The sequence below is a fragment of the Acidovorax sp. FG48 genome, from assembly GCF_057809085.1.
This window is the reverse complement of sequence record NZ_JBMDJH010000001.1, coordinates 211,155-224,220: the sequence shown is the minus strand read 5'-3', so window position 1 is coordinate 224,220 and position 13,066 is coordinate 211,155. Positions and strand designations below refer to the sequence as shown.

Annotated in this window: 13 protein-coding genes; 8 read left to right on the top strand and 5 right to left on the bottom strand. The window is 66.8% G+C overall.

Features of this window, described 5'->3' with window-relative positions:
- Window positions 1–73: 73 nt before the first annotated feature.
- Window positions 74–748 carry a response regulator gene (locus tag ACODSU_RS01030; RefSeq protein ID WP_056056624.1) on the bottom strand — a complete coding sequence of 225 codons (675 nt, stop codon included), beginning with the start codon at window positions 746–748 and terminating at the stop codon, window positions 74–76.
- A 150-nt stretch (window positions 749–898) separates the two neighbouring features.
- Here ACODSU_RS01030 and ACODSU_RS01025 point away from each other — a divergent pair, with 150 nt between their 5' ends.
- The 3 genes from ACODSU_RS01025 to ACODSU_RS01015 all read left to right on the top strand — a co-directional run bounded on the left by ACODSU_RS01025 (window position 899) and on the right by ACODSU_RS01015 (window position 4,275).
- A complete protein-coding gene (locus tag ACODSU_RS01025) occupies window positions 899–1,555 on the top strand; it encodes a response regulator (RefSeq protein ID WP_488839391.1) in 657 nt (218 codons plus the stop codon).
- The gene (locus ACODSU_RS01020; protein WP_488839389.1) at window positions 1,552–2,964 is read left to right on the top strand and encodes a sensor histidine kinase; all 1,413 of its coding nucleotides are present in this window, start codon (window positions 1,552–1,554) and stop codon (window positions 2,962–2,964) included. Before ACODSU_RS01025 ends, ACODSU_RS01020 begins: the two co-directional genes overlap by 4 nt.
- Before the next feature lie 99 nt (window positions 2,965–3,063).
- Window positions 3,064–4,275: a serine hydrolase domain-containing protein gene (locus tag ACODSU_RS01015; RefSeq protein WP_488839387.1), complete on the top strand. Its 1,212-nt coding sequence runs from the start codon at window positions 3,064–3,066 to the stop codon at window positions 4,273–4,275.
- Window positions 4,276–4,299: 24 nt separating this feature from the next.
- Here the strand turns inward: ACODSU_RS01015 and ACODSU_RS01010 are convergent, their stop codons facing one another.
- Both ACODSU_RS01010 and ACODSU_RS01005 read right to left on the bottom strand, forming a co-directional pair.
- Window positions 4,300–5,235 carry an N-formylglutamate amidohydrolase gene (locus tag ACODSU_RS01010; RefSeq protein ID WP_488839385.1) on the bottom strand — a complete coding sequence of 312 codons (936 nt, stop codon included), beginning with the start codon at window positions 5,233–5,235 and terminating at the stop codon, window positions 4,300–4,302.
- A 164-nt stretch (window positions 5,236–5,399) separates the two neighbouring features.
- Window positions 5,400–6,365 carry a tripartite tricarboxylate transporter substrate binding protein BugE gene (locus tag ACODSU_RS01005; RefSeq protein ID WP_056057580.1) on the bottom strand — a complete coding sequence of 322 codons (966 nt, stop codon included), beginning with the start codon at window positions 6,363–6,365 and terminating at the stop codon, window positions 5,400–5,402.
- A 107-nt stretch (window positions 6,366–6,472) separates the two neighbouring features.
- On the opposite strand from ACODSU_RS01005, the gene ACODSU_RS01000 reads away from it, so the two are divergent.
- On the top strand, window positions 6,473–7,396 hold the full coding sequence (locus ACODSU_RS01000; RefSeq protein ID WP_488839383.1) for a LysR substrate-binding domain-containing protein: 924 nt from the start codon (window positions 6,473–6,475) through the stop codon (window positions 7,394–7,396).
- A 9-nt stretch (window positions 7,397–7,405) separates the two neighbouring features.
- Here the strand turns inward: ACODSU_RS01000 and ACODSU_RS00995 are convergent, their stop codons facing one another.
- Window positions 7,406–7,927, bottom strand: a complete 522-nt coding sequence (locus ACODSU_RS00995) for a MarR family winged helix-turn-helix transcriptional regulator (RefSeq protein WP_488839381.1) — start codon at window positions 7,925–7,927, stop codon at window positions 7,406–7,408.
- Window positions 7,928–8,067: 140 nt separating this feature from the next.
- Here ACODSU_RS00995 and recA point away from each other — a divergent pair, with 140 nt between their 5' ends.
- Together recA and recX are read left to right on the top strand one after the other, a co-directional pair.
- Window positions 8,068–9,144, top strand: a complete 1,077-nt coding sequence (recA, locus tag ACODSU_RS00990) for a recombinase RecA (protein ID WP_015016298.1) — start codon at window positions 8,068–8,070, stop codon at window positions 9,142–9,144.
- An 84-nt stretch (window positions 9,145–9,228) separates the two neighbouring features.
- On the top strand, window positions 9,229–9,687 hold the full coding sequence (gene recX / locus ACODSU_RS00985) for a recombination regulator RecX (protein WP_476017950.1): 459 nt from the start codon (window positions 9,229–9,231) through the stop codon (window positions 9,685–9,687).
- Between the two features lie 55 nt (window positions 9,688–9,742).
- Here recX and argC read toward each other — a convergent pair whose 3' ends face one another.
- The gene (argC, locus tag ACODSU_RS00980) at window positions 9,743–10,675 is read right to left on the bottom strand and encodes an N-acetyl-gamma-glutamyl-phosphate reductase (protein WP_488839378.1); all 933 of its coding nucleotides are present in this window, start codon (window positions 10,673–10,675) and stop codon (window positions 9,743–9,745) included.
- 203 nt (window positions 10,676–10,878) lie between these two features.
- On the opposite strand from argC, the gene sucC reads away from it, so the two are divergent.
- The gene (gene sucC / locus ACODSU_RS00975) at window positions 10,879–12,039 is read left to right on the top strand and encodes an ADP-forming succinate--CoA ligase subunit beta (protein WP_015016295.1); all 1,161 of its coding nucleotides are present in this window, start codon (window positions 10,879–10,881) and stop codon (window positions 12,037–12,039) included.
- Window positions 12,040–12,054: 15 nt separating this feature from the next.
- A complete protein-coding gene (gene sucD, locus ACODSU_RS00970; RefSeq protein WP_015016294.1) occupies window positions 12,055–12,951 on the top strand; it encodes a succinate--CoA ligase subunit alpha in 897 nt (298 codons plus the stop codon).
- Window positions 12,952–13,066 lie beyond the last annotated feature (115 nt).

Here is a 13,066-nt window from a genome sequence, read left to right as displayed (position 1 = left end):
GCCGGGGCATTTTTGAAGCCAAAACACCCGATAGCGCTTGATTCATATGCACAATCTGCTATCGTTTTGATAGTTAATTGGGGATCTTCTCAAGGCAGTAGCCCAGGCCGCGCACGGTGGCGATGCGGATGGGTCCGCCCTCGATCTTCTTGCGCAGGCGGTGGATGTAGACCTCGATGGCGTTGTTGCTCACTTCTTCGCCCCACTCGCACAGGCGCTCCACCAGCTGCTCCTTGCTCACCAGGCGGCCGGCGCGTTGCAGCAGCACCTCCAGCAGGCCCAGCTCGCGGGCGGAAAGTTCGATCATCTTGCCGTCGATGGTGGCCACGCGGCCGGCCTGGTCGTACACCAGCGGGCCGTGCTTGATGGCGCTGCTGGTGCCGCCCATGCCCCGGCGCGTGAGGGCACGCACGCGGGCTTCGAGCTCTTGCAGGCTGAAGGGCTTGGCCATGTAGTCGTCGGCGCCAAAGTCTAGGCCCTTCACGCGTTCTTCCACGCTGTCTGCGGCGGTGAGGATGAGCACCGGCAGTGCGGAGCCCCGGCCGCGCAGCTTTTTGAGCACTTCCAGCCCATGCATCTTGGGCAGGCCCAGGTCCAGGATGAGCAGGTCGAACTCGTTGTTGGTCATGAGCGCCGCGTCGGCCTCGCTGCCACTGGCGACATGGTCCACCACGGCGCCCGAGGCACGCAGCGTGCGCAGCAGGCCATCGGCCAGCACCTGGTCGTCTTCGGCAATGAGGATGCGCATGCGGACTGTCTCCTTGGGTGGTGCGGCCCGTGGGCGGGCCTGTGTCGTCATTGTCTGCCTGTGCGAGGATTTTAGGGTGCCCAAAAGGCGCCAGCCCTCTGTCCGGCGCCTTTGGCTGGCTGCAAGCTGGGGGCACGGAAAATGGCGGCCATGCACATCCTGCTCATCGAAGACGACCTGGACCTGGGCCAGGCCCTGCTGCAAGCCCTGCAGCAGGGCGGCTTCACGGTGCAATGGCTGCGCAGCGTGGCCGCCACGCCGCCCCTGCCCGACGCCAACGAGGTCGCCGCCGTGCTGCTGGACCTGACCCTGCCCGACGGCCAGGGCATGGCGTTGCTGCGTCGCTGGCGCCGCGCGGGCCTCAGCCTGCCGGTGATCGTGATCACGGCCCGCACCGCCTTGCAGGACCGGCTTGACGGCCTGGACGGCGGTGCCGACGACTACGTGCTCAAGCCCTTCGATGTGCCCGAGCTGCTGTCGCGCTTGCACGCCGTGCTGCGGCGCAGTGCCCGCCAGGCCAGCGAGGAGTGGACGCTGGGCGCGCTGCGCGTGGCGCCCCGGCGGCACGAGGCCTGGCTGGGCGACGAGCCCCTGGCGCTGTCGCCGCGCGAGTTCCGGCTGCTGGTGGAGCTGGCGCGCGAACCCGACAAGGTGGTGGCCAAGAACGTGCTTGCCCAGCGGCTCGAACCCCTGGGCGACGCGCTGGACGCCGCCACACTGGAGGTGCATATCTCCAACCTGCGCAAGAAGATCGGCGCAGAGCGCGTGGTCACGGTGCGTGGCGTGGGCTACCGGCTGCAGCCATGACACCACCGACCGAAACCACCGCGCCCCCACGCGGCTGGTGGGGCCCGAGCCTCATGCGCCGCACCCTGCTGGCGCTGCTCGCGGCCATGGCGCTGGTGTGGCTGGTGCTGCTGGGCCAGGCGGCCATCACCCACTACCGCGCCATGGACACCAACCCCGGCGTGCGCCAGCTCGCGCAGGGGCTGGCAGGGGCGCTGGCCACGCTGGAGCAACCCGCCGAGGCCCGCGCGCTGGTGCACGGCATGGCCCACACCCTCAACGCCATGCGCGCCGATGTGGACCTGCTGCAGGGCACCTCGGTGCTGCTGCAGCTGCAGGACCGCACAGGCCAGCTGCTGCACAGCAGCACGGCCGGTGTGCACGCGGTGGTGCTGGCGGGCGACGCAGGCCATGCCGCGATGGACGTGGCTGGCACACCCCATTGGGTGGCGTGGGAAAGCACGGGCCCCTGGCGCGTGGTGGTGGCCGAGCCCCGCCTGGCCGATGCGCGGCTGCTGGGCTTCATGGGCGAAGATCTGGCGGCCTCGGTGCTGCTGGCGCTGCCGCTGGTGGGCTTGCCGCTGTGGCTGGCCGTGCGCACGGGGCTGCGCCCGCTGGCGCGGCTGGATGCCCAGATCGCCGCGCGCTCGGCCCACGACCTGCGGCCGCTGCAGCACCTGCCGCCCCAGCGCGAGCTGCACGGCCTGGCCCAGTCGTTCGACCAGCTGCTGGCCCGCCTGCGCGCCCACCTGGCGCGCGAAAAGGCCCTGGTGCATGACGCTGCCCACGAGCTGCGCACGCCCATGGCCGTCATCGCCACCCAGGCCCATGTGCTGGCGCAAGCCCCCGAAGGCCCCGCACGCGCGCAGGCCAGCGAGGCGCTGATGCGCGCCGTGCAGCGCGCCGCGCACCTGAGCGAACAGCTGCTCACGCTGGCGGCACTGGAAGAAGCCCCCGCGCTGCACCCCGCCGCGTCCCAGGACCTGATGGCGCTGCTGCAGGACTGCCTGGCCGAGCGCGCGGACTGGGCCGAGGGCCTGGGCGTGGAGCTGTCGCTCGATGGCCCGGACACGCTGGACCTGCCGTTGGACCGCCAGCTGCTCTGGTCCGCCCTGGGCAATGTGCTGGACAACGCGCTCAAGCACGGCTGCGGCCCGGGTGCGGGGCGCGAGGTGCAGTTGCGGGTGCGGCAGGAGGGCGGCGACGTGGTGGTCTGGATTGCCGACGACGGCCCGGGCATAGCGGCCGGTGAGCAAGACCGGGTGTTCGAGCGCTTCTGGCGCTCGCCACGCGCGCGCAGCAGCGGATCGGGCCTGGGGCTCACCATTGCGCAGCAGGCCATCGGCCACCTGGGCGGGCAGGTCCGCCTGGGGCCTGGGCTGCACGGGCGGGGCGTAGGCTTTACGCTGCGCTGGCCGGTGGCAGGCTGACAAGTCGCGCCCGGCAGCCGCCCCTCTGCGCCAATCTTTGGGTTTGCCCAAGGTTGGCGTTTCAACAATCCCGGCATCTTCTTCACTTCACGAGATGCCATGAACCCTAACCGCCTTGTCACCCCGTCCACTGCGCGCAGCGCCCCCCTCCTCTCGCGCCGCCACTGGCTGGCCGCCGCAGGTCTGTCCACGCTGGGCAGTGTGCTCACCGCCTGCGGTGGGGGCGACGACGACGGCCCCCGCGAAGCCCACAAGCGGGTGCAGACCCTGGCCCAAGGGCTGGTGAAGCAGGGTGTGGTGGGCGCCGCAGCCGGGTGGGCGGACCCGCGCCAGATCCGCACAGCCGTCGCGGGGCTGCGCCGCCTGGCGGGCAATGCACCCCTGGCCACCGGCGACCTGATGGCCATCGGCTCCAACACCAAGGCCATGACGGCCTGCGCGGCCGCGAGCGTGGTGGACCAGGGCCTGCTGCGCTGGGACAGCACGCTGGCCCAGACGCTGCCCGAGCTGGCACGGAGCGCCCTGCCCGCCTACCAGCAGATCACGCTGCGCGACCTGCTGGACCACCGCGCCGGGGTGATGGGTTTTTCAGCCATCGAAGACGTGGACCTGTTCGTGAATGCAGTGGGCCCCGAGGTGCTGGCGCGCTGGCAGCAACCTGCGCAGGCGGAGGCGTTCTTCCTGCAGTGGCTGCTGCGCCAGCCGCCCGTTCGCGGGACAGGCGCGGACCCCGGCTTTGCCTACTCCAACGCAGGCTATGCGCTGGCGGCCCGCATGCTGCGCGCGGCCACGGGCCTGGGGTGGGCGGATCTGCTGCGCCAGCGCGTGGCCCAGCCCTTGGGCCTTTCGCTCTTTGTGGGAGAGCCGATGCGTGCGGGCAGCCAGCAGCCCGCCGGGCATGAAATCCTGGACGGGCGGCTGCAGCCCCTGCCGCTGGCTGAGGCGCCGGAACGTGTGTGGCTGGAGGTCTTGGACCCGGCAGGCGCCGTGAGCCTGACGGTGGACGAGGACGCACGGTGGCTGCAGTGGCATCTGCGGGCATTGCGCGGCGACGCCACCCCCTTGCCGCGAAGCTACCTGAAGGGTCTGCAGGACCTGGGGCACGCCCCCGCAGGCCGCTATGGCCTGGGTTGGCTGGTGCATGCGGCGCACGGCACAGGCTGGTTGCTGCACAACGGCCAGGACGCGGGCTTTCAGGCCATGTCGGTGGTCGCACTCGATGGCTCGCGCGCGGGCCTGGCCCACAGCAACATCGCCACGGCAGAGAGCATGGGCCTGCTCTACGAAGGGGTCGCCACGCTGGTGGCCTGAGCCCGCCAGGCCCGCGCCGGGTGCTCAGCGCGGGTCGTGCGCCAGCAGCTTGTGTACCAGGGCTTGCAGGTCGGCCTGCAGGCGGGCCATGCCCTCGGGGTGCTGGGCGAGCGTCTGCTCGTCCATGTAGAGCTTGCGGTTGATCTCGACCTGGATGCTGTGGCGGTGCTGCGCGGGGTTGCCGTAGCGGCGCACCAGCTCCACGCCCTTGTAGGGGTGGTTGTATTCGACGCTGTAGCCGCACGCGCGCAGGTGCTCGCAGATCAGCGCCGACAGCGCCGGGCTGGCGGTGGTGCCGTCCCGGTCGCCCACTACGAAGTCGGCATGCTCCAGCCCCGGAAACTCGGTGGCAAAGCGCCCGGCCACAGCGGGCATGGAGTGGCAGTTGAGGTGGATGCTGTAGCCATGCCGTGCGTGGGCGGCATCGATGGCCTGTGCCACGGCGGCGTGGTACGGGCGCCAGCAGCGGTCAATGCGCGCGCGCACCTCGGCCACGGTGAGCTGGCGCTGGTAGATGGGCTCGCCCTGGTCGGTGAACTTCCAGATCAGCCCCTTGCCCAGGCGCACCTTGCTGAGCACCTTGGGGTCGGTGGAGATGGGGTCGGGCCAGTCGCCGTCTAGCAGGCTGGTGTCCAGCTCGGTCGTATCGCGATTGGCGTCCAGGTAGATGCGGGGGAAGTGGGCCTCGACCCAGGCCACGCCGAGCGCGGGGGCAAAGGCGTAGATCTTTTCTACGTGGGTGTCTTCGGCCCGGCGCAGCGTGGCCAGGTCTAGGGCGGAACCAAATTCGTCGGGGTACTGGGTGCCGCTGTGGGGAGAGTCGAGCACCAGCGGGGTGCTGCCGGGCACCGCAGTGACGGTGGCGGTGCTGGAGGGTTGTGTGGCAAGCCCCGGCGAGCCGGTGACGCCGGGCTGGGCTTGCTGGAAGCGGTGGTGGATCAGTTTCAAGGCTGCATGCATAGGCAGAGTGTGCGCAAAGGAGGGCGGCTGGCCTAGCCGCCCAGACCGGGATGTGACTATGGTTATCCCTGAGACCTTGAGCAGGCCCGGGAAGCAGGCTTGCCTGCGTCGTCTCACCATCCCAGCTGTGGCCGTCCCCGGGCCCAGCGCCCGGGGAAATCAGGTCAGTCGAGCACCACCTTGGCGTAGGCCGCCACGCGCTTCATCTTGTCGATCTCGCTGGCGATCTGGGCCGTGAATTCCTTGGGTGTGGTACCCGAGGGGTAGAGGCCCTGGCCTGCCAGGCGCTCGCGCACGGCGGGCTCCTTCAGGGCCTGGGCGACGGCTTGCTGGATGCGCTCTGCCGCCGCCGGGGGCGTGCCCGCAGGGGCCACCAGGCCAAACCATGAAGGCTCGTTGGCCTGCTTGTAGCCCAGTTCGGCGTAGGTGGGCACATCGGGCAACACATCCAGCCGCTCGGGCCACGACACCGCCAGCGCCTTGAGCTTGCCCGATTTGACGTGCGGGAGCGACGAAGCCACCTGGTCAAAGTACACCGCCACCTGGCCCGCCAGCACGTCGTTGATGGCCGGGCCTGCACCACGGTAGGGGATGTGCACCATGGAGGTGCCGGTGCTGCTCTTGAACAGCTCGCCCCACATGTGGCCGATGGTGCCGTTGCCGGGGGTGGCGTAGGACACCTTGCCGGGGTTGGCCTTGAGGTACTTCACCAGCTCCGCAAAGTCCTTGACGGGCACCACGGCCGGGTTGATCACGATGACGCCCGGGGCCTTGACGATCTCGGTCACGCCGATGAAGTCCTTGGTCGGGTGGTAGGGCAGCTTGGTGTACACGGCGGGGTTCACGCCATGGGTGGACAGCGTGGCCACGCCCAGGGTGAGGCCGTCTGCCGGCGCGCGGGCAACTTCGGCCATGCCGATGGAGCCGCCTGCGCCGCCCCGGTTTTCCAGCACCACGGGCTGCTTGAGGATGCGCGCCAGCGACTCTTGCAGACTGCGGGCCGTGATGTCCGTGGCGCCCCCGGGCGGGAATGGAACGATGATGCGCAGGGGCTTCCCCTCTTGCGCCAAAGACATTCCGGGAGCGAAAGATACGGCGGCCAGCGCTGAGAGCAGGTGACGGCGTTGCATGGGCGTTTCTCCTATGGGTTGCATTGAGGTTACAGGATTCAATGCGCTCTACCAAGCAATGGATATGCCTGATAACATTCCTGTTTGGAATGATTTGATTGCTTACTATGTCATCCCTTCGCCGCCTCTCGCCACCCCTTCACCTGCTGCGGGCTTTTTCCACGGTGACGCGGTTCGGCGGGGTGTCCCGCGCGGCCGAGGCCCTGCACCTCACCCAAAGCGCGGTCAGCAAACAGGTCAAGGAACTGGAGACCTGGGTGGGCGTGCCGCTGTTCGAACGCAGCCGCAAGCGCCTGGCGCTCACCCCCGCCGGCGAGCGCTACGAAAAGGCGGTGCGTGGCGTGCTGGCGCAGCTGGAGGCCGCCACGCTGGAGCTGATCACCAGCGATGACGGTGGGGGGGCGCTGCACCTGTCCAGCCTGCCCACGTTTGCGGCCAAATGGCTCATCCCACGCCTGCCGCAGTTCCAGCAGCAGCACCCGCAAATCACGCTGCACTTTGTGCCCTATGTGCACAGCTACGACTTCACCCGCCCCGAGCTGGACTGCGCCATCCTGTTCGGCGACGGCCACTGGCCCGGTGCGCACGCCCACCACATCACGGGCAACGAGGTGGCGCTGATCGCCCCCCGCACCAAGGTGGCCGACTGGCCCATCCACACCCCGCGCGATGTGGCCCGCTACACGCTGCTGCGCCACGTGACCGTGCCCGAGGCGTGGTTGCGCTGGAGCGAGACGCACGGGGTGGAGGGCCTCATCGACCCGCTGGCCGGGCCGCAGTTCGACCAGTTTCAGACCATGATCCGCGCCGTGATGGCAGGCATGGGCCTGGCGCTGGTGCCGCGCTGCCTGGTGCAGGACGAAATCACGGCGGGCCTGGTGCGCGAGCCCCTGCCCGATGCCGACCTGCGCGGCGGCTACCGGAGCGATGTGGGTTACTGGTTCTGCTACCCCGAAGGCCGCACGCAGCTGCACGCGCTGCAGTGCTTCAAGGAATGGTTGCTGGCGTGCGCCGAGCCGATGGGGGCATAAAACCAGTTCTTAGACACCCGTATCTCCGCCCGCATAGGCTTCCAGCCCGATCGCCACCACGGTGGCCACGTCATGGCCCACCTCGGCGCGAAACTCTGCCTCGGCCTGCGCCACTGCATCCTGGAACGCTTGCAGCCACGCCAGGCCGGTGGGCGTGAAGCACACGCGGCGCGCCCGCGCATCCAGCGGGTCTGCCTGCCGTGTGACCAGCCCCCAGGCCTCGCACTGGTCCACCAGGTTGGCCATGGCCTGCTTGGTCATGCCCGCGCGCTGGGCCAGGTCGGTCAGCCGGTCGCCCTGCAAGGCCAGGTGCCGGGTGATGTGCACATGGGCGGCCGTCACCTGGTCGCGCGCCGCGAGGTTGGACAAGGCTAGAGGCACCTCCACGTTGCGCGCCATCAGCTGCAGCACCCGCGCGTCGAAGCGGCGCAATGCACTGCCCATCAGGCGGCCTAGGTGGGTTTGGCGCCAGCGGTCGTCCGCTCCCGGGGTGGGCGTGGCGGAGACGGTGGCAGGAGAAAAATCGGCCATGCGATATTGTCAGGCAAACTGACTAAAAATCGCTTTATCTGGATTTCATTGCTCGCATAAACTACTGTTCAAGCATCCAGCCTGTGATTAACCGCAGAGCGGTGCAAGCATCCAACCTGTTGTTTTTCAAGGAGTTTCTCATGGACGTCGCAGTCAAAGGCACCAACCCCGCATTGCCCGTGAACACCGAAAAGGCCAAGGCCCTGGCCGCCGCGCTCGCCCAGATCGAGAAGCAGTTTGGCAAGGGCACGATCATGCGCCTGGGTGAAGGCGAGGTGATCGAGGACATCCAGGTGGTCTCCACCGGCTCCCTGGGCCTGGACATTGCCCTGGGCGTGGGCGGCCTGCCGCGCGGCCGCGTGGTCGAGATCTACGGACCGGAGTCGTCGGGCAAGACCACGCTCACGCTGCAGGTGGTGGCCGAGATGCAAAAGCAGGGCGGCACCTGCGCGTTTGTCGATGCCGAGCACGCCCTGGATGTGCAATATGCCCAGAAGCTGGGCGTGCAGCTGTCCGACCTGCTGATCAGCCAGCCCGACACCGGTGAACAAGCCCTGGAAATCGTGGACAGCCTCGTGCGTTCCGGTGCTGTGGACCTGATCATCGTGGACTCGGTGGCTGCGCTCACCCCCAAGGCCGAAATCGAAGGTGAAATGGGCGACGCGCTGCCCGGCCTGCAGGCCCGCCTGATGAGCCAGGCGCTGCGCAAGCTCACCGCCACCATCAAGAAGACCAACTGCATGGTCATCTTCATCAACCAGATCCGCATGAAGATCGGCGTGATGTTCGGCTCGCCCGAAACGACGACCGGCGGCAATGCGCTGAAGTTCTATGCCTCCGTGCGCCTCGATATCCGTCGCACCGGCACCATCAAGAAGGGCGACGAAGCCATCGGCAACGAGACCAAGGTCAAGGTGGTCAAGAACAAGGTGAGCCCGCCCTTCAAGACAGCCGAGTTCGACATCCTGTTTGGTGAGGGCATCAGCCGCGAAGGCGAGATCATCGACATGGGCGTGAACGCCAAGGTCATCGAAAAGAGCGGCGCCTGGTACGCCTACAACGGCGAGAAGATCGGTCAGGGCCGCGACAACGCTCGCGAGTTTTTGCGTGAAAACCCCGACTTGGCCCGTGAAATTGAAAACAAGGTGCGCGAAGGGCTGGGCATTGCGCTGTTGCCTGGCGCACTGCAGGCCCCGGCAGCGGCTGCCGACGAGTGATTGACGGTTTTTGAAGCCAAATTGCCTGAAGGCGCACATTCCATATGCGCCTTCAGCTATTGAAAATATAGCGTTTGGTCAGCCATGGGATTCACTGCGCTCTCGCTCAAAGGCCGTGCACTGCGGCTGCTGAGCCAGCGCGAACATTCGCGGGCCGAGTTGCAGCGCAAGCTCAGCCCCCATGTGCAAGAGGGCGAAGACCTGGAGGCCGTGCTGGACGACCTGCAGGCCCGGGACTTCATCAGCGAGGCGCGGGTCGTGGAGTCGGTGCTGAACCGGCGCGCAGGGCGCCTGGGTGCATCGCGCATCCGACAGGAGCTGCAATCCAAAGGGCTGGGCGCCGAGGCCGTGCAGCAGGCAGTGGCCCAGTTGCAAGGCAGCGAACTGGAGCGTGCCCGCGAGGTGTGGCGCCGCAAGTTTGGCGAGCCCGCCACCGACCCGCAAACCCGCGCCAAACAGATGCGCTTCTTGCTGACGCGGGGGTTCTCGGGCGATGTGGTGCGGCGCGCCGTGCAGGGCGCCGACGATTCCGACGAGGGATGAGCGCACTGCTCACAAGCAGGGCTTTCGACCCACCTTCGCTAGGGCTGTGGTGTGCTTAGACGCCCAGCATCAGCTGCAGGTTCTGCACTGCGGCGCCACTGGCGCCCTTACCCAGGTTGTCCAGGCGCGCAATGACCACCGCCTGCCGGTATTGCTCGTTGGCAAACACGCGCAACTCCAGCTTGTTGGTGTCGGTCAGCGTGTCGGCCGCCAGCTTCAAATCGTCGGTGGGCGGCAGCACGCTCACCCATTGCTCGGGCGTGTTGGTGCGGCTGTAGTGGGCAGCCAGCGCGTCGTGCAGGTCGCTGGCCTTGGGGGCGCCGGGCAGCAAGTCCAGGTGCAGCGGCAACTGCACCAACATGCCCTGGCGGAAGTTGCCCACTGCAGGGATGAACACCGGGCGGCGCGTGAGCCCGGTGTAGCGCAGGATCTCTGGGATGTGCTTGTGCGACAGGCCCAGCGCATACGCTTCATAAGGTGCTGCCGTACCTGCCTCGTACGCTTCGATCATCGTGCGGCCACCACCGGAGTAGCCCGACACCGAGGGCAGGCTCAAAGGGTAGTCCGCAGGGATTAGCCCCGCATCGACCAGCGGGCGCAAGATGGCAATGGCCCCGGTGGCGTAGCAGCCGGGGTTGGATACGCGGCTGGCTTCGCGCACTGCTTGCGCCTGCGTTGCGGCGAGTTCTGGAAACCCGTACACCCAGCCATCGGCCGTGCGGTGCGCGGTGCTGGCATCGATGACCTTGACTTTGCGGCCCGAGCTGCGCTCGATCTCGTCCACCATGGCCACGGTGTCGCGCGCGGCGTCGTCGTGCAGGCACAGCACCACCAGATCCACCCCCGCGATCAGGTCGCGCTTGGCGGCAGGATCTTTGCGCAGCTCGGGCGCAATGCTGACCAGATCGATCTGCGGCATGGCCTGCAGGCGCTCGCGGATCTGCAGGCCTGTGGTGCCGGCTTCGCCATCAATAAAGACTTTGGACATGGAGGTGCTCCTGCAAAAAAGGACGGCAGCGTCTGCCGGCAAAAGGGATGGGAAAGGCTGCGACGCCAACCCTGGATGTAAGCCAGGCACAAGGATGGTGCGTTGCAGCATGATACAGTCGCGGGTTGCCATGTCCCAAGCCCGCGGCCAGACAACTGTTCATGGTAAACGGGTAACTACCACCCTTCCCTGAGAGAGACCTCATGAAGATTCACGAATACCAAGGCAAGGAAATCTTGCGCAATTTTGGTGTGCCCGTTCCGCGTGGCATTCCCGCATTCACGGTGCAAGAAGCCGTGGAAGCAGCCCAGAAGCTCGGCGGCCCCGTGTGGGTGGTCAAGGCCCAGATCCACGCCGGTGGCCGTGGCAAGGGCGGCGGCGTGAAGGTTGCCAAGACCATTGACGACGTGAAGGCTCGCGCCAGCGAAATCCTGGGCATGCAACTGGTCACGCACCAGACCGGCCCTGAAGGCCAGAAGGTCCGCCGCCTGTACATCGAAGACGGCGCCGACATCAAGAACGAACTGTACGTTTCGCTGGTCACCGACCGCGCCACGCAGAAGGTCGCCCTGATCGCTTCGAGCGAAGGCGGCATGGACATCGAAGAGGTGGCCCACTCCACGCCCGAGAAGATCGTCACCGAGATGATCGACCCGCTGACCGGCATCACTGAAGCGCAAAGCCGCAAGGTCGCTGCTGCCATCGGCCTGACCGGCGCTTCCATCGACCAGGCTGTGGACATCTTCGCCAAGATCTACAAGTGCTACATGGACACCGATGCGTCGCTGGTGGAAATCAACCCGCTGAACTGCGACTCCAAGGGCAACCTGATGGCCCTGGACGCGAAGTTCAACTTTGACGCCAACGCCCTGTTCCGCCACCCCGAAATCGTGGCCTTCCGCGATCTGGACGAAGAAGACCCTGCCGAGGTCGAAGCCTCCAAGTTCGACCTGGCATACATCAGCCTGGACGGCAACATCGGCTGCCTGGTGAACGGCGCGGGCCTGGCCATGGCCACCATGGACACCATCAAGCTGTTCGGCGGCGAGCCAGCCAACTTCCTGGACGTGGGCGGCGGTGCTACCCCCGAGAAGGTCACCGAAGCCTTCAAGATCATGCTCAAGAACCCCAAGGTCAAGGGCATTCTGGTCAACATCTTCGGCGGCATCATGAAGTGCGACACGATCGCCACCGGCGTGATCACCGCTTGCAAGGCCGTGAACCTGAACGTGCCGCTGGTCGTGCGCATGAAGGGCACGAACGAAGAGCTGGGCAAGAAGATGCTGGCCGAGTCCGGCCTGCCCATCATCGCTGCAGACACCATGGCCGAAGCTGCGACCAAGATCGTTGCTGCCGTCAAGTAAGCCCGGAGAACACACATGTCGATCTACATCAACAAAGACACCAAGGTCATCACCCAGGGCATCACGGGCAAGACTGGCCAGTTCCACACTGAAAAGTGCCAGGAATACGCGAACGGCAAGAACGCTTTCGTGGCGGGCGTGAACCCCAAGAAGGCGGGCGAGTCGATCTTCAACATCCCAATCTACGCCTCCGTCAAGGAAGCCGCCCAGCAGACCGGCGCCACCGTGTCGGTGATCTACGTGCCTCCAGCAGGCGCCGCAGACGCGATCTGGGAAGCCGTGGAAGCCGACCTGGACTTGGCCATCTGCATCACCGAAGGCATTCCCGTCAAGGACATGCTGATGGTGCGCAACAAGATGAAGGCCAAGGAAGCTGCTGGCGGCAAGAAGACGCTGCTGCTGGGCCCCAACTGCCCCGGCCTGATCACGCCTGACGAAATCAAGATCGGCATCATGCCCGGCCACATCCACCGCAAGGGCCGTATCGGCGTGGTGTCCCGCTCGGGCACGCTGACGTACGAAGCCGTGGCCATGCTGACCGAAGTCGGCCTCGGCCAGTCGAGCGCCGTGGGCATTGGTGGCGACCCCATCAATGGCCTCAAGCACATCGACGTGATGAAGGCCTTCAACGACGATCCAGACACCGATGCCGTGATCATGATTGGCGAAATCGGCGGTCCTGACGAAGCCGAAGCCGCCCAGTGGTGCAAGGCCAACATGAAGAAGCCCGTGGTGGGCTTCATCGCTGGCGTGACCGCTCCTCCCGGCAAGCGCATGGGCCACGCAGGCGCCCTGATCTCCGGCGGTGCTGACACGGCCGACGCCAAGCTCGCCATCATGGAAGAGTCGGGCTTCGTCATCACGCGCAACCCGTCTGAACTGGGCAAGCTGCTCAAGGCCCAGCTGAAGTAAGTTGCCTGGCCCCGCCGCGACCGTAAGCACAATTACGGACGCGGCGCTCGGCACAGACCGCTAGACTGGCGGCTCCAACAAAAAGAGAAGCGCTCGGAACCCCGGTTCCGGGCGC